Here is a 16,231-nt window from a genome sequence, read left to right as displayed (position 1 = left end):
TATGTGCGCATGCGCACGGAGACCGGAGACCTGCTGATCGGAGCACGATCGCGAGCCGGGCTGCGCCAGAGCGAGGTGGCGGATCGCGCCGGAGTCGCCCAGAGCATGGTCAGCGCCTACGAGACGGGCCTGCGCGAGCCGACCCTCCCGACACTGCGCCGTCTCCTCTCGGCTATCGGTTTCAGCGTCGACCTGGTGCTCGAGCCCCGCGCCACGCCGGCAGCGGCGCTCTCGGGCCCGATCGGGCGGCGGGTGCTGGACCACCGTGCCGAGCTCCGTCGCGCGCTGCGCCGTCGCGGCATCGTCGACGCGAAGATCTTCGGATCCGCGGCTCGGGGAGACGACCGCCCTGACAGCGACCTCGATCTCCTGGTGTCGGTTCCGGCCGGTCTCGGCGTCCTCGCCCTGGCCGGCCTCGAGCGCGAGCTCGGGGAGATCCTCGGCGCTCCGGTCGACCTCATCCCTGAGGAGGGCCTCAAGGAGCACGTGCGCCGCGCCGTCGAGCTGGACCTGCTGCCGTTGTGAGCAGGGAACCGCACCACCGGCTGGACGACGCCATCTTTCAGGCGACGGTGGCCACGGAGCTCCCCGCGCTCGAGGCCGCGGTCCAGCGTCTGCGCGAGCGCGCATCCGAGGACTGACGACTCCCCGCGCTCACGCGCTCTCGCCGAGTGGGAACACCAGCAGCGTCGACGTGGCCGTGGCGACCAGCCGCCCCTGCGCGTCCGTCACCCTCGCCTCCGCGAACGCCACCCGGCGCCCCGGCTTCACGACCGTGCCGACGGCGAGCAGCTCGCCGCTGTCCTGGTGCAGTCCGCGGAGGTAGCTGACGGTGAGGTCGAGCGAGGTGTAGCCGACGCCCGCCGGCAGCGTCGACTGCACGGCGCAGCCCGCCGCCGAGTCGAGCACCGTGCAGACGAAGCCGCCGTGCACCCGCCCGATCGGGTTGTAGTGCGACTCGTCCGGCGAGCAGCGGAACTCCACCCGGCCCTCGTCGACCTCGCCGAGGGCCATGTTCATCAGTGTGATGATCGGCGGCGGCGGGATCGTCCCGTCCTTCATCGCGCGGAGGTAGTCCAGCCCGCTCATCCGCATCGCCGCGGCGGCTCCCGCCATCGGATCGTGCCAGGTGACCGTCTTGCTGCGCAGCTCGTCGGCAGCAGCTTCCCTGTTCGCGTCCATGCCCACTCCCTCGTGAAGACTCCGGCGGCGACCATCGGCCGCGCTCGCACCCTACGCGCGTCGGTCCTCGGCGCGTCGGCGCAGCGTCTCGAGGAGGGCGGCCGGGGTCTCCGGGTCGCTCAGGCTGATCGCGAACTCGTCCCCGCGGGTGGTGGTCACCACGAGCCCGGGCCCGGCGTGGAGGAGGAGCGCCGAGCGCCCGGGCGACCACCGGTAGCCCCAGCCGCCCCACTCCGACGGCCGCAGCGCGGCGGTGGTCACCGAGGCCATCGACGACAGCGGGATCCGCCGCAGCGGGATCCCGAGCGCTGTCGACACCACGCGCAGCCCCCGGCGGTCGGCCGTGACGCGCAGCCGGGTGAAGCCGAGCATCACGACCGCGCTCGCTCCGAGGACGATCGCCATCCCGATCGCCGGTCCGACATCGCCCGTGGCGAGCAGACCCGGGACGGCCGCCGCGGCGATGAGCAGCAGCACCACTCCCGTGACCGCGAACACCCGCCCGGTGACGGTGTGCGACCAGGCGCCGGTCTCCTCGCGGCCGAGCGGCAGCCGGTCGACCGCGACCCGCGGCGCGTGCCGCGTGGGCGGGGCGATCAGGGCCGGGACCACGGCGAACACCCCGCCGCCGAGGAGCGCGAGCAGCCAGGCACCGAGCACGGCGCCCTCCGCCGAGCCCGCAGCGAGCGTGGTCCCGACCGAGGTCGCCCAGCCGCCGGCGCCGAGACCGGCGACCAGGCCGAGTCCGCCGAGCAGGAGGCGCGGGCCGCGGCCGAGTGCCGCAGCGACGAGTCCGGCGACGGCGGGGACCCCCGCCAGCAGCAGTGCCAGCCGGAGGAGGACCGCGACGGGCTGCGACTCGTCGGCGGCGCCGGTGCTCGACCAGTGCGAGGCGAGCGCGGGCGGGAGCCGGTCGCCGAGGACGGCCCGCGAGACGAGGATCGCCGCGGCGGGGAGCAGGAGCGACGCGGCGGCGACGAGCGTGCGCGCGCTGCGGTCGGTGGTGGTGGTGCCGGTGGTGGTCACAGTGCGGTCCTCTCGAGAAGGCGGATGACGTCGGCGCGGCCGATGCCGCTGCGGCGGGCCTCGGCGGCGAGCTGCTCGACGAGGGCGGTGACGCGGACGAGGCCGGGGCCGGCCGACTCCGCGATCCAGGCGCCCCGGCCGCGGCGCATCTCGAGGAGGCCGTCGTCGCGGAGCGCGGCGTACGCGCGCAGCACGGTGTGCATGTTGATGCCGAGCGAGTCGGCGAGCTCGCGCGCCGGAGGCAGGCGGTCGCCCGCCGAGAGCTCGCCGGCGGCCACCGCGGCGCGCACCTGCGCCTCGAGCTGGTCGGCCAGCGAGCGGGGCGAGGAGTGGTCGACGCGCAGGAGCATGTTCGCCATGTTAGTAGAACAATGTCCGCTCTAACCAGGGCGCTAGCGTGAGGAGCACAGCCCGGGAGAGGGGAACCCGATGACAGCTCCGACCACCGTCCCTGCGTCCGCCGCCTCGCGCGCGGCGACGCTGCGGCTCGCCGGCCTCTTCGTGGCGGCGGCGGGCCTGCTCGACGCCGTGTTCCTGCTCGCCCCGGTCGGCTCCGGAGCCTCGCTCGCGGCGCGCGCCGTCGTGCTCCTGGGTGCGGGCCTGCTCGCTGCCGCCGCATCGGTCCTCGCGCGGGGGGCCGATTCGAAGGGCGGGCTGGTCGGCCCGACCGGCGCGACGGCGCTCATCGTCTTCGCGGTGCTGATCGTGCTGCGGCCGATCGTGTCCTGGTCCTCGCCGAGCGCGGCGGGCTCGACGTCCACGCCCGAGATGATCGCCGCGTCGACGCTCGTGCTCACCCTGGCGGTGCTCTCGCTGGTCGCCGGGGTCGTGGGGCTCGTCGCGCTCGGGCGGTCGCGCTCCGTGCCGCGCCGGGTGGTCGTGGTCGCCGCCGTCGCCGTGGCCGTGAACGCCGCCGGAGGATTCGCCACGACCGCCCCGCTGCTGGTCACCGCGACGCCGTCGCAGGAGCTGCTGATCGGGATCTCCATCGCGGCGTCGATCGCCGGGTCGCTGATGATCCTCGCGACGGGAGCCGTCTGGCTGCTCGCCGCCCGTTCCATGGTCCGCGCGGGCTGACCGGCGCGCCGCCCGTCGGCGACGGCGTCTCTCAGGACGACAGTGCGAGCGACACCGCCAGCACCACCATCACGACCGCGACCGCCCCGTCGAGCACCCGCCAGGCCGTGCGGCTGCGGAACAGCGGCCGCAGCGCCCGCGCCCCGAAGCCCAGCGCCGTGAACCACAGCACACTGCCCAGTGCCGCGCCCGTGCCGAACCACCAGCGCTCGTCGCCGTGCGTGTTCGCCACCGAGCCCAGCAGCACGACCGTGTCGAGGTAGACGTGCGGGTTCAGCAGCGTCAGGGCGAGGCAGGTGCCGATCGCGGTCCGGAGCGAGGTGGAGGCGCCGGCCGGGTCGCCGTCGAGCGTCCCTGGGCGCAGCGCCCGCCGCGCGGCGAGGACGGCGTAGGCGAGGAGGAAGACGATCCCACCCCAGCGGATGACGACCAGCAGCCACGGCGCCGACTCGAGCACCGCCCCGATCCCGGCGATGCCGAGGACGATCAGGGCCGCATCCGCCAGCGCGCAGATCGCGACGACGGCGAGCACGTGCTCGCGGCGGAGCCCCTGCCGCAGCACGAACGCGTTCTGGGCGCCGATGGCGATGATGAGCGAGAGGCCGAAGCCGAGGCCGGACAGGGCGGCGAGGAGGGGGGACACGGCTCCGACGCTAAGGCCCGAGCATGCTGTAGACCAGCTCACGCTTCTTCAGTACCGTAAGCGCAACTGATGGGAGCGCGATGCTGACCGACGATCTCGACCTCGCCCGTCTCCGTGCCCTCGCCGCCGCCGTCCGCTTCGGCTCCTTCGACGCCGCCGCCCGCGAGCTGCACGTCACGCCCTCGGCGCTCAGCCAGCGGATCAAGGCGCTCGAGTCGGCCGCCGGCCGCGTGCTGCTGGTCCGCTCGCGCCCCGTCGTCGCGACCGAGGCGGGCGCGGGCCTGCTCCGCCTGGCCCGCCAGATCGAGCTGCTCGCCGAGGACGCGGTGCGCGGGCTCGACGGCGGGGCGCGCGAGGGCCGAGGGCCGGTCACGGTGCCGATGGCCGTCAACGCCGACTCGCTCGCGACCTGGGTGCTGCCCGCGCTGGCCACTGTGCCCGACGTCGTCGTCGAGCTGCACCGCGAGGACCAGGAGCACACCACCGCGTTCCTCCGCGACGGCACCGTGCTCGCCGCGGTGACGGCCGAGGCCGAGGCGGTGCTCGGCTGCACCGTCGCCCCGCTCGGCGTGATGCGCTACCGGGCGATGGCCGCACCCGCCTTCGCCGAGCGCTGGTTCCCGGACGGGCCGGACGCGGAGGCGCTCGCCGTCGCGCCGGTCGTCGTCTTCGACGAGAAGGACCGCCTGCAGACCCGGTTCCTCGAGGCGGCCGGCGTCGAGGGCCGCCCGCCGCAGCACCGCGTGCCCGGCTCGGCCGACTTCGAGCAGGCCGTGCGCCTCGGCCTCGGCTGGGGCATGCTGCCCGAGCTGCAGGCCCCCGTCGGCGCCGCGGGCCTCGTCGCCCTCGGCGGCGCCCCCGTCGACGTCCCCCTCTACTGGCAGCAGTGGGCCCTGCACACCCCGAGCCTCGCCGCCGTCGCCGCCGCCATCACCACCGCCGCCCACGCGACCCTGCGCGTTTGATCCCCGCCGCGAGATGCCACTTGTGCACGCGACACGCCGTGGAAAGCGTGCACAAGTGGCATCTCGCGGAGACCGTCAGACGGCGAAGACGTCGCGGAGGGTCACCGTCTCGAGGGAGCGGGCCCGGAGGAGGTCGACCAGCTGCGCGTAGACCGTCGTCACCGGATCGAAGTTCGCATGCCCGATCACAATGCGCTGCGGCCGGAACCACTCGTCCGCGAACCCGAGCAGCTGCTCCGGGGTGATCCGCCCCGAATCGGAGAGGGAGCCGTACCAGAGCGTCGTGGCCGTGTAGCCGACGGCGGCTGCGGCCGCCCGGCTGCGGGCGTCGGTGTAGCCGAACGGCGGGCGGTAGAACGGAGCGGCCTCCACGCCGTAGGTGGCGCGGATGAAGTCGCCGTTGCGGCCGAGCTCCTCCTGGATCCCGTCATCCGAGAGCGAGGTGAGATCGGCGTGCGACCAGGTGTGGTTCGCGAGCTGGACCTGCCCGCTCGCGACCAGCGGTGCGAGCGCGGGGGCGTTGACGGTCCAGGAGTCGTACTTCCCGTTGAGGAAGAAGGTGAGCCGGGTCCCGGTGTCCTTCGCGAACTGCGCGTAGGCGGCGACGACGTCGGAGTCGGCGCCGTCGTCGACCGTCCACGCCAGCAGGCTCCCGTCGCCGGGCAGCTCGGTGATCGTGCCCTCCGGCAGGGGGAAGCGCGCGCGGACCGGCACGGGCGCCGCCGTCGCGGTCGGCACGGGGCGCGGCGGGGGAGTCCGAGCGGGCGCGAGCGTCGCGGCCGCGGCCACCGGCGTCGCGGTCGGCGCGGGACGGGGGGCGCTCGTGCATCCTGCGAGCCCCACCGCGGCCGAGGCGATCCCCAGCAGCAGCGCACGGCGCCTCAGAGCATCCGGCGTCGAGCCGTTCACGGTCCCCCCATGCGGCGGCCCGGACCCCCCGCGCGCACCGGGAGCGACCGTAGCACCGGCGAGCCTTGCAGGGCGCGCGCGTGTCGCCTAAGCTACTCGGGTTGCGTGCATCTGCACGCTCTTGCGCGCTGCCCACCGGGCGGGACCCCGGTCCTCCTCGACAGGCGGGCGGTGCGCCGACAAGTGACCTTGGGTGGGTCGGGCGAGGCCTCGTGCCGCGCGTGGCCCACGGTAACCACACATGGAGGAAACCATGGCAGCAGTCTGCCAGGTGACCGGAGCCGTCCCCGGCTTCGGACACGCCATCTCGCACTCGCACCGGCGCACCAAGCGCCGCTTCGACCCGAACGTGCAGAAGAAGACGTACTACGTCCCGTCCCTGCGCCGTAACGTCACGCTGACGCTGTCGGCCAAGGGCATCAAGGTCATCGATGCCCGTGGCATCGAGTCCGTCGTGAAGGATGTTCTCGCTCGTGGGGTGAAGATCTAATGGCCAAGCAGCAGGACGTCCGTCCGATCATCAAGCTCCGTTCGACGGCCGGAACCGGTTACACCTACGTGACCAAGAAGAACCGCCGCAACGACCCCGACCGTCTCGTGCTCAAGAAGTACGACCCCGTAGTGCGCAAGCACGTCGACTTCCGCGAGGAGCGCTAAGTATGGCTAAGAAGAGCAAGATCGCCCGCAATGAGCAGCGCAAGGTGGTCGTCGAGCGCTACGCCGCCAAGCGCCTCGAGCTGAAGAAGGCGCTCGTCGACCCGGCCGGGACCGACGAGTCCCGCGAGGCCGCCCGCACGGGCCTCCAGAAGCTCCCCCGCAACGCCTCGCCCGTCCGCGTCCGCGGCCGCGACGCCGTCGACGGCCGCCCCCGCGGCAACCTGTCGAAGTTCGGCATCTCGCGTGTCCGCTTCCGCGACATGGCCCACCGCGGCGAGCTGCCCGGCATCACCAAGTCCAGCTGGTAATCGGCGCGCAGCGCCGCTTACCAGCGTGCTAGCTGCGCTCACGTCGAAAGGCCCCACGATCTCGCGATCGCGGGGCCTTTCGGCGTTCCCGGGTCGGGGCGTCCCTGCCGCCCCTCCCCGCAGTCGGCCCGTCGGGATGGTTGAGTCCCGCAGAGCGTCCTGCGTCCGCTCCGGAGAATCGCTTGGCACGCGATTCTCCGATTTGCTTGCGCGTTCCGCTTGCGACGCTTGTTCCGGACGGTGATCCGTCGCGAACGGCTCCTTCGTTCGCTGTCAGGCGCCGTTCTTGACGGATGGGCGATGCCTCGCAGTCGGCGGGCCACCTGCATGCTGATCGAGTAGCCCGCGGAGCGGGCGTATCGAGATCCGGCCGCCGGGCGCCGCGTAAAATGGCGGGCATGACAAGCAGCCTTCCGACCGTCGCCGAGATCGCGGCGCTCATCGACCACGCGATCCTGAAGCCCGAGCTGACCCGGCCCGAGGTCGACGCGCAGCTCGACGAGGCCCGCGCGGCCGGCGTCTTCTGCGTCTGCGTGCGCCCCTCCGACATCGCGCACGCCGTCCGCCGGCTCGAGGGCTCCGGCGTCCTCGTCGGCACGGTCATCGGCTTCCCGCACGGCACGACCTCCACCGCGGCGAAGGTCGCGGAGTCGACGCAGGCGCTCGCCGACGGCGCGGTCGAGCTCGACATGGTCGTCAACATCGGGCGCCTGCGCAGCAACCTCCTCGACGACGTCGAGGCCGACATCCGCGCGGTCGTCGACGCGGCCGAGGGCCACGTCGTCAAGGTCATCCTCGAGACCAGCTACCTCGACGACGAGCAGATCGTGGCCGGCAGCGAGGCCGCCGAGCGCGCGGGCGCCGACTTCGTCAAGACCGCGACCGGCTTCGGCGGCGGCGGCGCGAACGAGCACGATCTGCGCCTGATGCGCGGCGCCGTCTCGGACGCCGTGCAGGTCAAGGCGTCCGGCGGCGTCCGCGACCTCGACACGCTCCTGGCCTTCCGCGAGCTCGGCGTCACCCGCTTCGGCACGAGCGGCTCGGCCGTCATCCTCGGCGACCTGACCGCGCGCCACGCGGGCGACGACTCCGCCGCCCGCGTCGACGCCGCCTCGTACTGAGCACCGTGCGCGGGGGAGGGGCGGCGGGTCGTCGCGCGGCGGCGGAGGGTCGCTCCCTCGACGACATCGCGAAGGCGCTCAAGGAGCGGGTCTACGCCGCCTTCACCGGCCTCGCCGTCGTGATGATCTACGCCGTCGACGACCAGGCGGACTCCGCGCACGCGCTGCGCAGCCTCGTGATCGCGATCGTCGGCATCTCCGCCGCGGGCTTCGTCGCCGACGTGATCGCGCACCAGGTCGCCCACGCGGCGACCCCGACCGCGGCCGAGGCGCGCACGATGCTCCGGATCTCGGGCGGCGCGCTCGCCTCCGCCTCCCTGCCCGTCCTGGTGCTGGCCGCGTCCGCGCTCGGCTGGATCGACGACGTCGTCGCGCTGCGGATCGGCGTGGGCGTCTACGTCGCCACCCTCGCCGGCATCGCCCTGATCGCGGTGGTCCGTGCCGGACTCGGGCTCGGGCAGAGCATCATCGGCCTGCTCGGCCTCGTCGGACTGGGAGCCGCCGTCGTCGGCGTGCTCGCCCTGTCGCACTGAGGGGCCGACCGACATGACCGGTACCCGCACCCGCGTCGAGCTCGGCCGCCGGGAGGACCTCGGCGCCGACTGCGCGAACTGCTTCGGCCTCTGCTGCGTCGCCCTCGCCTTCACCCGCTCCTCCGACTTCCCCGTCGACAAGCCCGCGGGGGAGCCGTGCACGAACCTCGACACCGAGGACGCCTGCACGATCCACCGCCGGCTGCGGCCGGAGGGCTTCGTCGGCTGCACCGTCTTCGACTGCTTCGGCGCGGGTCAGAAGGTGTCGCGGCGGACCTTCGGCGGTGTCTCCTGGCGGGACGACGCCGAGGTGCGCGCGCGGATGTTCGCGGTCTTCCCGCTGATGCGGCGCCTGCACGAGCTGCTCTGGTACCTCGACGTGGCGCTCGCCCTGCCCGGAGCCGACGCCGGACTGCGCGATCTGGTGCGCGCCCGCTTCGACGCCGTGCACGCCCTGACGCTCACGGACGCGGACGCGATCCTCGCGGCCGACGTCGACGCGGAGTACGGCGCCGCCCGTCCGCTGCTGATCGCGGCCAGCGCCGCCGCGCGCGCCGACGGTCCGCGGCGGAGGAAGCACGGCAGGGTCCGCCTGGCGCCGGGCGCCGACCTCGTGGCGGCGACGCTCGCGGGAGCGGACCTGCGGGGCGCCGATCTGCGCGGGGCGCTGCTGATCGCAGCCGATCTCCACGGAGCGGATCTGCGCGGCTGCGACGTCCTGGGCACCGACCTGCGCGACGCCGATGTGCGGGGCGCGGACCTCTCCGCGGCGGTCTTCCTGACGCAGGCCCAGGTCACCAGCACCCGCGGGGACGCCGCGACACTGCTGCCGCCGCACTTCGAGCGGCCGTCGCACTGGGCGACGGCGGGGCGCTAGCGCTCGAGGGTGCCCGCGGCCGTGCCGTCGTCGTCGAGGCCGAGTCCGCCGAGGACCTCGCGGTGGACGAGGTGCGACCCGTTCCAGTTCTCGATCACGCACTGCGGGAAGGCCTCGCGGTCGAGGGCGTCGAGCCAGCTGGCGGCCGCCTCGCGCGCCCAGGTGTCGGAGGAGTAGACGCCGAGGATCTCGGTCTCGTCCGCGAACGGCCCGGTGGTCGAGAGCACGTAGTGTCCGACGCTCATGGCTGCTCCTTCATCGTCGCGCAGTGGCACGCGATGATCAGCCTGTCACAAACACGCTCTTGCGCGCGGCGGATGTCCGTGGTTACGAGATGCTGTCGCGAAGTCGCGCGTTGAGCGAGGCGAGGGCCGCGGCGATCTCGGTCTCGTCGGCTCCGGGCAGCACGGCGCCGCCCTGCGCGAGGCTGTGCCGCAGCGCGTCGAGCTCGGGGCCGCCGAGGCGGCCGTCGGTGGTGAGCACCTCGAGGGTCGTGAGGATGCCGACGAGGGCGACGGCGTCGTCCACGTCGAGGGGGCGGGCGCAGCTGTTCTCCATGCGCTTCTCCTGGTGTTCTGTGCCGCGTGGGGGCACGGCAGTCGGGGCGGGTGGGGCGGAGGGGAGGCACCACGACGCCCCGCGGCCGGATCGACCGCGGGGCGTCGGAGGTGCTGGGGGTGTGATCAGGCGACGCGCGGCTCGGCCTCGGGGGCGTCGTCCTCGGGGATGTAGACGTCCTGGACGGTGACGTTGATCTCGGCGACGTCCATGCCGACGATCTCGCGGATCGCGCGGCCGACGGCGGAGCGCACGCCCTCCGCGACGTCCTGCAGTGCTGCGGGGTACTCGGCGACGATCGTCACGTCGGCGGCGACCTGGCGCTCGCCGACCTCGACCTTGACGCCCTGGGCGCGGTCGTCGTTGCCGAGCGCGCCGCGGATCGCGCCGAGCGCGCGGGCCGCGCCGTTGCCGAGGGCATGCACACCGGGCACCTCGCGGGCCGCGATGCCCGCGACCTTCGCGATGACGCCGTCGTCGATGACGGTGCGCCCGGTCCCGGTCGCCGTCGTCGTGGTGGTCGCGTTGCTCTCGGCCATGATCTCCTCTTTCGTCTCGGTGCCCGGTCGGTCGATCGGGCGGTTCAGAGGTAGGACGGAGCGCGCACGGCGATCGTCACGGTGTCGTCCCGGCTGCCCAGGCGACTGCCAGGGTCCGGCCCCGGCGCCGACGGCTCAGCGCGCCGTCTGCCGCTCCAGGAACGCGAGGGTGCGCTCCAGCGTCTCGCGCGCCTCCGGCAGCTCGAGGTGGAACTGGTACTGGTGCCCGAGCTCGGTGTCGTGCCCGTCGCCCCAGAGCAGCGCGGTGACCGGCACGCCGAGCGAGCGCAGCTGCGCCGCGAACGGCCGCGACTGCTGCGCCGTGAGCGGGTCGGCGTTGCCTCCGCTGAGGAAGGTCGGCGGGAAGCGCGGCGTCACGTGGTCGATCGTCGACATCCACCGCGCCGCGTCCGAGGTCCACCACGCCCGCCGGCCGGTGTAGGGCCAGAGCCCGGCGCGCAGACCGCGGGCGGCGAGCCCGGTCGCCCCGGCCAGGGCGGAGAGGTCGAAGATCCCGCAGTGCAGGATCAGGGCCCGCACCGCGTCGACGGGCAGGGTCGTCGCCAGTCCCGCGGCCCGGGCGTAGGAGGGGTTGGTGATGGCCGTGGCGAGCTGGCTCGCGAGCTGCGCGCCCGCGGAGTCGCCGGCCAGGACGAGGCGGTCGCGGGCGATCCCGAGGCGGCCGGCGCTGCGGCGGAGGTGCTCCAGAGCGGCGAGCAGCTGGCGCGGCGCGGTCGGGTGCACGGCCTCCGGGCCGCGGCTGTAGTCGAGCGAGACGGCGGTGCACCCGGCGCCCGCGAGCATGCGCAGATAGGGGTCCACGTCGCGCCGGTGGCCGGAGACCCAGCCGCCGCCGTGGATCCACACCACCGTCGGGCGCGGGCCGGGGACCGCGGAGCGGAAGACGTCGGCCGTGGTGGCGGGCGCTCCGGGGCGCGCCGGGATCGGCTCCGCGACCCGGCTGATCCCCTCGGGTGCGAGCGGCAGCATCGCCGCGGCCGTGCGCCGGGCCTCTCGCTCGAAGACCGTCCGTCCGGCCAGCGCGGCCGGCCAGGACGCGGCGCGGATCGGCGTCGCGCGCACGGCGCCCCCCTCCTCGCGTCGATCGCCCGGCCCCCACCGGCGACGCATCACGAAGAGTACGCACCGCATGTTTCCGCCGTGCGACGACGCAGGTGGCAGGCTGAGCGGGTGACGGACGAGACGAGCGCGCAGGCATCGGACACGACCGCGCCGGCCCGAGGCACGACTCGCGCGAAGGCCCTCCGACCGCGGACCCTCCTCGTCCTGGCGCTGATCGGCGCGGTCGGCGGAGTGCTCTCGGGCGCGTTCGGCGTCGGCGGCGGCATCGTGATGGTGCCGATGCTGATCGCATGGGCCGGGATGGATCAGCGCCGTGCCTCCGCGACCTCTCTGCTGGCGATCGCGCCGACGGCGGTGGCCGGCGCCTTCGGCTACGCGCTCGGTGGGCAGGTGGCCTGGCTCCCCGCGGCCGTGATCGCCGCGGCCGCGATGATCGGCGCGGTCGCCGGCTCCTGGCTGCTCGCCCGCCTGCCGCTCGGCGTGCTCCGCTGGCTGTTCGTCGCCCTGCTGCTCGCGGCGGCCGTGCGGATGGCGGTCTTCGGCTCGAACGAGACCGGCGACGTCGCGGAGGGCTGGGGCGTCTGGCCCGGCTTCGGCGCGCTCGGACTGGCCATGGGCGTGGCGTCGGGGCTCTTCGGCATCGGCGGCGGCGCGATCGCCGTGCCGGTCCTCGTCGGCGCGTTCGGTCTGGCCGACCTGCTCGCCAAGGGCACCTCCCTCGCCGCCATGATCCCGACGGCGATCAGCGGCTCGATCGCGAACGCGCGCCGCGGGCTGCTCGACGTGCGGGCGGGGCTCGCCGTCGGCCTCTGCGCGACCGGGTTCTCCTTCGCCGGAGTGGCGCTGTCGTTCCTGCTGCCCGCGCGGATCTCGGGCGTGCTGTTCGCCGCGCTGCTGCTCCTCGCGGCGCTCCAGCTCGCGCTGAGGGGGCGGCGGAAGCGCGCGTGATCTTCGGCTGTCCGACCGCTCCTCTTGACTCTCGGCGTTTGTAAGTGTTTGATCAGTCACATGACTACCACGACGCCCCGCTCCACCGCCGAGGCGCAGCGCGAGCGGATCACCGCCGCCGCCGTGCACGTCTTCGCCCGCACCGGCTACTCCGCCACCCCGATCACCGAGGTCGCGTCCGAGGCGGGGGTCTCGCCCGCCTACGTCTTCCGGCTCTTCCCGGGCAAGCTCGGCGTCTTCGTCGCCGCGGTCGACCGCTGCTACGAGCTGGTGGCGTCGACGCTCGCCGCAGCGGGGGAGTCCTCCCCCTCCTCCGACCCGGCCGACCGGCTCGAGGCGATGACCCTCGCCTACATCGACCTGATCGCGGACCGCGACCTGATCATGCTGCAGTCGCAGGCGCAGAGCGCGAGCGGGGTGCCCGAGATCCGCGAGGCGGTGCGCCGGGGGATCTCGGCGGTCGTCCGGACCGTGAGCGTCGTCTCGGGGGCCGATGGCCCGGCCGTGCAGCGCTTCATCGCCTACGGCCAGCTCTGCCACCTGATCGTGCAGACCGACCTCGGCGGCGTGGACTCGGAGTGGGCGCGGATCGTCTCCGCGGGCATCCGGCACCACGACTGAGCCGTCGCCGCGCCGGCCGACCGCCGCCGGCCGACCGACGCCGGCCGACCGACGCCGGCCGACCGACACGTGCTGGTCGAGTAGCCCCGCAGGGGCGTATCGAGACCCACGGTCGTCAGCAGGGCGGGTCTGCAGACTCGTCCTCTGACGCCGGCGGATCTCGATACGCCCGCTCCGCGGGCTACTCGATCAGCAAAGACTTCCCTTTCCCCTCTCCGCAGAAGTGACTGTCCAGTCACTCACACACAACCACCCCAAGGAGCACACCATGACCACCGCCCTCCCGCGCACCACCACCCGCGTCGTCCTCCCGGGGCTCGTCGAGCCGTCCGGACTGCTGCTCGAGCAGGCGCCCGTCGAGCCGCCCGCGGCCGGCGAGCTGCTCGTCGCCGTCGAGGCGACCGGCATCTCCTTCGCCGAGCAGTCGATGCGCCGCGGCCGCTACTTCGCCCAGCCCGCTTTCCCGTTCACCCCCGGCTACGACCTGGTCGGCCGGGTGGCCGCGGTCGGTCCCGGCGGCGACGCGTCGCTCGAGGGCCGCCGCGTCGCCGCCCTCACCAAGACCGGCGGCTGGACCGGGCACGCCCGCGTCGCAGCGCGCGACTGCGTCCTCGTCCCCGAGGGCGTCGCCCCCGAGGACGCCGAGGCCGTGGTGGTGAACGGAGTGACGGCCTGGCAGATGCTGCACCGCTCGGCCCGGCTCTCCCGCGGCGACACGATCCTCCTGTTCGGGGCGAACGGCGGCGTCGGCGGGCTGGTGCACCGGCTCGCCTCGCTCGAGGGGATCCGCGTGATCGGCGCCGCCTCGCCGCGGCATCACGACGCCCTCCGCGCGGCCGGCGTCGAGCCGGTCGACTACGCCGACCCGGAGCTCGCCGCCCGCGTCCGCGAGCTCGCCCCCGGCGGTGTGCAGGCCGTCTTCGACAACATCGGCGGAGAGACCACCCGCCTGGCCTGGTCGCTGCTCGCTCCCGGCGGCACGCTCGTCGCCTACGCGATCGTCAGCGCGAGCACCGGCAGCATCTGGCCGCCGTTCCTGAAGCAGCTCGCGCGGATCCAGGCGTACCAGCTGGCGCCGAACGGGAAGCGCGCAGTCTTCTACGACCTCTGGGCCGGGCACTCGCTGCGGCCCGCCCGGTTCCGCGCACGGCTCGAGGAGGACCTGGGCCGCGTGCTCGCGCTGCTCGCGGACGGCTCGCTCACGGCCAACATCGCGGCACGCTTCCCGCTCACGGAGATCGTGTCGGCGATGGAGCTGGCGGAGTCGCGGACCCTCGACGGCAAGGTGATCCTCCTGCCGTGATCGCCGCGGCCGGGAAGCGAGCCCTCGAGAGCATGGAAAAATGGGAGGCGATGTCCTCCCGAGCCGCATGAGCGCCGCCACCTACCTGACCGCCTCGATCCCCCTGCGCCTCGCGAGCGCGGGGATGGTCGTCGCCCTGCCCGTCCTCGCCGTCGAGCGCCTCGACGACGTCGCCCTGGGCGGTCTGCTCACGGGCGCCGCCCTGTTCCCCAGCGTGATCGCCGCCCCGCTCGTCGGCACGGTGCTCGACCGGGTGCGCGCCCCGCGCCGGCTGCTGGTCGGCGCGGCGCTCGCCACCGCCGCCTCCTTCGCGCTCGCCTCGTTCCTCGGCGACGTGCCGACGGCGCTGATCGCGCTGCTCCTGGTGGTCGCGGGCCTGGCGACGCCCGTCTACATGGGCGGGATGTCGAGCTTCGTGACCAGCGCGATCGCCGACCCGCGCCGCGCCTACGCCCAGGACTCGCTCTCGTACACGGTCGCCTCGATCGGCGGCCCCGCGATCGCCGGGCTCGTGATCGCCGTCGCCTCGGCCCGGTACGCGATGCTCGCCATGGCCGCCCTCGCGCTCGTCGGCGTCCTCGGCTCGCTCGCCCTGCGGATGGAGGCGCGCCCCACCCCGACCGTCGGCGTCCGGCGCACCATCGCGGCCGGAGTCACGCATCTCGTGCGGCACCGGCCGATCGCGATCGTCACCCTCTCCGGCACGATCAGCCAGATCGGCGGCGGTGCGGCCGGCGTCGCCGCGATCGGGCTGTCGCTCGAACGGGTGGGCAGCACGGACGCCGCGGCCGGACTCCTCACCGCCTTCGCCGTCGGCGGGCTGCTCGGTGCGATCGCGGTCGCCGTCCGGCGCTGGACGCGCCGCCCGCCGGCCTGGGTGATGGGCGCCGGCTTCGCCGCGACCGGGGTCGCCCTGCTCGCCGCCGCGCCCGACCTCGGGATCGTCGTGGCCCTCGTCGCGTTCGCCGTCGCCGGAGTCTTCACCGCGCCCGCGAACGCCGCGATGCTGCTGCTGCGCGATCAGGAGAGCCCGGCGGCCGTCCGCTCCCAGGTCTTCACCATCGGCGCGGGCCTGCGCGCCGCCGCCGCCGCGGTCGGCGCCGCCCTCGCCGGAGCCGCCTCCGGCCTCGACGCCGGCTGGCTCATCCTCGGCATCGCCGCCGTCTGGATCGCCTCGGGCCTCCTCCTGACCCTCTTCCCCCGCGCTGATCACTCGCCGACGCGCTGACCCCCTCCGCGAGATGCCACTTGTGTACGCGACACGCCGTGAAAGGCGTGCACAAGTGGCATCTCGCGGGGAGCGTCAGGCGGCGGCGCCCGCCAGGGTCCCGGTGTTGGGGCCCGCGGGGTCGATGATCAGGCAGTTGATGACGCGGTCGCCGCCGTCCCAGCTCTCCTGCGTGGGGTAGTAGTAGCTGAAGTCGTACTGCGACTCCTCGTAGCTGAGGCCGACGAAGCCCTCGAACGCCGCCTGGCACTCGGAGTCGGCCTGGGCGGTGGTCGCCGTCTCGCCGGGGTACTCGTCCGCCTCGGCCATCGTGATGTTCTGGAAGATCTCGTAGCTGTGCGGCTCGGTGCACGGCACGGTCGGGACGTCGGTGACCTCGGTCGCGGTCTCGGTCAGCTCGTCGTTCAGGCAGTCGCCGACGCGGAGCTGGAAGACGTCGGTCGTGCCGCCGTCGACGATCTCGCCGGAGGTGTCGTCGCGGGTCTCGCCGCCCATCATGCTGTTGATCCCGGAGCAGCCGGTGAGGCCGAGGGAGAGGGCCGCGACGGCGGCGAGGACGAGGGCGGAACGGCGGCGGTTCATCGGAGGCTCCAGACGGCGGTGACGGGGTCGGCTCCAGGGTAGGGGCGGCGGGGCCCGCCCGGGCACCCCCT

23 protein-coding genes are annotated in these 16,231 nt (G+C 74.1%); 13 read left to right on the top strand and 10 right to left on the bottom strand.

The features are described from left to right. Positions 1-9: 9 nt before the first annotated feature. Positions 10-525, top strand: a complete 516-nt coding sequence (locus HRK28_RS06860; protein WP_160087103.1) for an XRE family transcriptional regulator — start codon at positions 10-12, stop codon at positions 523-525. 129 nt (positions 526-654) lie between these two features. Here the strand turns inward: HRK28_RS06860 and HRK28_RS06855 are convergent, their stop codons facing one another. Genes HRK28_RS06855 through HRK28_RS06845 form a run of 3 tightly spaced genes read right to left on the bottom strand, consistent with a single transcriptional unit; the run spans position 655 to position 2,558 of the window. Further along, complete coding sequence (locus HRK28_RS06855) at positions 655-1,182, bottom strand: PaaI family thioesterase (RefSeq protein ID WP_173250789.1); 528 nt, start codon at positions 1,180-1,182, stop codon at positions 655-657. Positions 1,183-1,233: 51 nt separating this feature from the next. Beyond that, positions 1,234-2,208 carry a hypothetical protein gene (locus tag HRK28_RS06850; protein ID WP_173250788.1) on the bottom strand — a complete coding sequence of 325 codons (975 nt, stop codon included), beginning with the start codon at positions 2,206-2,208 and terminating at the stop codon, positions 1,234-1,236. Beyond that, positions 2,205-2,558 (bottom strand): GntR family transcriptional regulator, encoded by a 354-nt coding sequence (locus HRK28_RS06845; protein ID WP_160091205.1) that lies wholly within the window; start codon positions 2,556-2,558, stop codon positions 2,205-2,207. Before HRK28_RS06845 ends, HRK28_RS06850 begins: the two co-directional genes overlap by 4 nt. A gap of 79 nt (positions 2,559-2,637) precedes the next feature. Between HRK28_RS06845 and HRK28_RS06840 the strand changes: the two genes are divergently transcribed. Further along, on the top strand, positions 2,638-3,285 hold the full coding sequence (locus HRK28_RS06840; protein ID WP_173250787.1) for a hypothetical protein: 648 nt from the start codon (positions 2,638-2,640) through the stop codon (positions 3,283-3,285). Positions 3,286-3,316: 31 nt separating this feature from the next. On the opposite strand, the gene HRK28_RS06835 is transcribed toward HRK28_RS06840, so the two are convergent. Beyond that, positions 3,317-3,928: a LysE/ArgO family amino acid transporter gene (locus tag HRK28_RS06835; RefSeq protein WP_160087111.1), complete on the bottom strand. Its 612-nt coding sequence runs from the start codon at positions 3,926-3,928 to the stop codon at positions 3,317-3,319. Positions 3,929-4,008: 80 nt separating this feature from the next. Between HRK28_RS06835 and HRK28_RS06830 the strand changes: the two genes are divergently transcribed. Then, positions 4,009-4,893, top strand: coding sequence for an ArgP/LysG family DNA-binding transcriptional regulator (locus HRK28_RS06830; RefSeq protein WP_160087113.1), 885 nt, complete (start codon positions 4,009-4,011; stop codon positions 4,891-4,893). A 75-nt stretch (positions 4,894-4,968) separates the two neighbouring features. On the opposite strand, the gene HRK28_RS06825 is transcribed toward HRK28_RS06830, so the two are convergent. Then, the gene (locus tag HRK28_RS06825; protein WP_217274407.1) at positions 4,969-5,802 is read right to left on the bottom strand and encodes a polysaccharide deacetylase family protein; all 834 of its coding nucleotides are present in this window, start codon (positions 5,800-5,802) and stop codon (positions 4,969-4,971) included. A 253-nt stretch (positions 5,803-6,055) separates the two neighbouring features. Here HRK28_RS06825 and rpmB point away from each other — a divergent pair, with 253 nt between their 5' ends. From rpmB to HRK28_RS06795, 6 genes are all read left to right on the top strand, one after another. After that, a complete protein-coding gene (gene rpmB / locus HRK28_RS06820) occupies positions 6,056-6,292 on the top strand; it encodes a 50S ribosomal protein L28 (RefSeq protein ID WP_056038148.1) in 237 nt (78 codons plus the stop codon). Continuing rightward, on the top strand, positions 6,292-6,459 hold the full coding sequence (gene rpmG, locus HRK28_RS06815; RefSeq protein WP_027692168.1) for a 50S ribosomal protein L33: 168 nt from the start codon (positions 6,292-6,294) through the stop codon (positions 6,457-6,459). Before rpmB ends, rpmG begins: the two co-directional genes overlap by 1 nt. A 2-nt stretch (positions 6,460-6,461) precedes the next feature. Beyond that, positions 6,462-6,767: a 30S ribosomal protein S14 gene (rpsN, locus tag HRK28_RS06810; protein ID WP_159986058.1), complete on the top strand. Its 306-nt coding sequence runs from the start codon at positions 6,462-6,464 to the stop codon at positions 6,765-6,767. 398 nt (positions 6,768-7,165) lie between these two features. Beyond that, positions 7,166-7,888, top strand: coding sequence for a deoxyribose-phosphate aldolase (gene deoC / locus HRK28_RS06805; protein WP_173250786.1), 723 nt, complete (start codon positions 7,166-7,168; stop codon positions 7,886-7,888). A 5-nt stretch (positions 7,889-7,893) separates the two neighbouring features. Next, positions 7,894-8,421 carry a hypothetical protein gene (locus HRK28_RS06800; protein WP_160087117.1) on the top strand — a complete coding sequence of 176 codons (528 nt, stop codon included), beginning with the start codon at positions 7,894-7,896 and terminating at the stop codon, positions 8,419-8,421. 13 nt (positions 8,422-8,434) lie between these two features. Next, entirely contained in the window at positions 8,435-9,298 is an 864-nt protein-coding gene (locus HRK28_RS06795) for a pentapeptide repeat-containing protein (protein ID WP_160087119.1), read from the top strand. Here HRK28_RS06795 and HRK28_RS06790 read toward each other — a convergent pair. The 4 genes from HRK28_RS06790 to HRK28_RS06775 form a co-directional block, all read right to left on the bottom strand. Then, positions 9,295-9,543, bottom strand: a complete 249-nt coding sequence (locus HRK28_RS06790; protein ID WP_160087121.1) for a hypothetical protein — start codon at positions 9,541-9,543, stop codon at positions 9,295-9,297. The genes HRK28_RS06795 and HRK28_RS06790 overlap by 4 nt on opposite strands. An 82-nt stretch (positions 9,544-9,625) precedes the next feature. After that, on the bottom strand, positions 9,626-9,856 hold the full coding sequence (locus HRK28_RS06785; protein ID WP_160087123.1) for a hypothetical protein: 231 nt from the start codon (positions 9,854-9,856) through the stop codon (positions 9,626-9,628). Positions 9,857-9,981: 125 nt separating this feature from the next. Continuing rightward, complete coding sequence (locus HRK28_RS06780) at positions 9,982-10,395, bottom strand: Asp23/Gls24 family envelope stress response protein (protein ID WP_173250785.1); 414 nt, start codon at positions 10,393-10,395, stop codon at positions 9,982-9,984. 135 nt (positions 10,396-10,530) lie between these two features. Continuing rightward, positions 10,531-11,478, bottom strand: a complete 948-nt coding sequence (locus tag HRK28_RS06775; RefSeq protein WP_173250784.1) for an alpha/beta hydrolase — start codon at positions 11,476-11,478, stop codon at positions 10,531-10,533. A 108-nt stretch (positions 11,479-11,586) separates the two neighbouring features. Between HRK28_RS06775 and HRK28_RS20740 the strand changes: the two genes are divergently transcribed. The 4 genes from HRK28_RS20740 to HRK28_RS06755 all read left to right on the top strand — a co-directional run bounded on the left by HRK28_RS20740 (position 11,587) and on the right by HRK28_RS06755 (position 15,578). Continuing rightward, positions 11,587-12,426: a sulfite exporter TauE/SafE family protein gene (locus tag HRK28_RS20740; RefSeq protein ID WP_173250783.1), complete on the top strand. Its 840-nt coding sequence runs from the start codon at positions 11,587-11,589 to the stop codon at positions 12,424-12,426. Positions 12,427-12,486: 60 nt separating this feature from the next. Next, positions 12,487-13,047 carry a TetR/AcrR family transcriptional regulator gene (locus HRK28_RS06765; RefSeq protein WP_173250782.1) on the top strand — a complete coding sequence of 187 codons (561 nt, stop codon included), beginning with the start codon at positions 12,487-12,489 and terminating at the stop codon, positions 13,045-13,047. A gap of 268 nt (positions 13,048-13,315) precedes the next feature. Next, a complete protein-coding gene (locus HRK28_RS06760) occupies positions 13,316-14,350 on the top strand; it encodes a medium chain dehydrogenase/reductase family protein (RefSeq protein WP_160087133.1) in 1,035 nt (344 codons plus the stop codon). A 67-nt stretch (positions 14,351-14,417) separates the two neighbouring features. Further along, positions 14,418-15,578 (top strand): MFS transporter, encoded by a 1,161-nt coding sequence (locus HRK28_RS06755; RefSeq protein WP_160087135.1) that lies wholly within the window; start codon positions 14,418-14,420, stop codon positions 15,576-15,578. A gap of 75 nt (positions 15,579-15,653) precedes the next feature. Here the strand turns inward: HRK28_RS06755 and HRK28_RS06750 are convergent, their stop codons facing one another. Continuing rightward, positions 15,654-16,160, bottom strand: a complete 507-nt coding sequence (locus HRK28_RS06750; RefSeq protein WP_173250781.1) for a septum formation family protein — start codon at positions 16,158-16,160, stop codon at positions 15,654-15,656. Positions 16,161-16,231: the final 71 nt, after the last annotated feature.

It is taken from the genome of Rathayibacter sp. VKM Ac-2835 (assembly GCF_013266705.1).
Lineage (GTDB): Bacteria > Actinomycetota > Actinomycetes > Actinomycetales > Microbacteriaceae > Rathayibacter.
The sequence above is the reverse complement of the archived record's forward strand: the minus strand, read 5'-3'. Positions and strand labels throughout refer to the sequence as shown.

Excerpts from the sequence above, each read along its gene's own strand:
- HRK28_RS06860 (WP_160087103.1), top strand. The coding sequence starts at position 10 with ATGCGCACGGAGACCGGAGACCTGCTGATCGGAGCACGATCGCGAGCC.
- HRK28_RS06855 (WP_173250789.1), bottom strand. The coding sequence starts at position 1,182 with ATGGACGCGAACAGGGAAGCTGCTGCCGACGAGCTGCGCAGCAAGACG.
- HRK28_RS06845 (WP_160091205.1), bottom strand. The coding sequence starts at position 2,558 with ATGCTCCTGCGCGTCGACCACTCCTCGCCCCGCTCGCTGGCCGACCAG.
- HRK28_RS06840 (WP_173250787.1), top strand. The coding sequence starts at position 2,638 with ATGACAGCTCCGACCACCGTCCCTGCGTCCGCCGCCTCGCGCGCGGCG.
- HRK28_RS06830 (WP_160087113.1), top strand. The coding sequence starts at position 4,009 with ATGCTGACCGACGATCTCGACCTCGCCCGTCTCCGTGCCCTCGCCGCC.
- rpmB (WP_056038148.1), top strand. The coding sequence starts at position 6,056 with ATGGCAGCAGTCTGCCAGGTGACCGGAGCCGTCCCCGGCTTCGGACAC.
- rpmG (WP_027692168.1), top strand. The coding sequence starts at position 6,292 with ATGGCCAAGCAGCAGGACGTCCGTCCGATCATCAAGCTCCGTTCGACG.
- rpsN (WP_159986058.1), top strand. The coding sequence starts at position 6,462 with ATGGCTAAGAAGAGCAAGATCGCCCGCAATGAGCAGCGCAAGGTGGTC.
- deoC (WP_173250786.1), top strand. The coding sequence starts at position 7,166 with ATGACAAGCAGCCTTCCGACCGTCGCCGAGATCGCGGCGCTCATCGAC.
- HRK28_RS06795 (WP_160087119.1), top strand. The coding sequence starts at position 8,435 with ATGACCGGTACCCGCACCCGCGTCGAGCTCGGCCGCCGGGAGGACCTC.
- HRK28_RS06790 (WP_160087121.1), bottom strand. The coding sequence starts at position 9,543 with ATGAGCGTCGGACACTACGTGCTCTCGACCACCGGGCCGTTCGCGGAC.
- HRK28_RS06785 (WP_160087123.1), bottom strand. The coding sequence starts at position 9,856 with ATGGAGAACAGCTGCGCCCGCCCCCTCGACGTGGACGACGCCGTCGCC.
- HRK28_RS06780 (WP_173250785.1), bottom strand. The coding sequence starts at position 10,395 with ATGGCCGAGAGCAACGCGACCACCACGACGACGGCGACCGGGACCGGG.
- HRK28_RS06765 (WP_173250782.1), top strand. The coding sequence starts at position 12,487 with ATGACTACCACGACGCCCCGCTCCACCGCCGAGGCGCAGCGCGAGCGG.
- HRK28_RS06760 (WP_160087133.1), top strand. The coding sequence starts at position 13,316 with ATGACCACCGCCCTCCCGCGCACCACCACCCGCGTCGTCCTCCCGGGG.
- HRK28_RS06755 (WP_160087135.1), top strand. The coding sequence starts at position 14,418 with ATGAGCGCCGCCACCTACCTGACCGCCTCGATCCCCCTGCGCCTCGCG.
- HRK28_RS06750 (WP_173250781.1), bottom strand. The coding sequence starts at position 16,160 with ATGAACCGCCGCCGTTCCGCCCTCGTCCTCGCCGCCGTCGCGGCCCTC.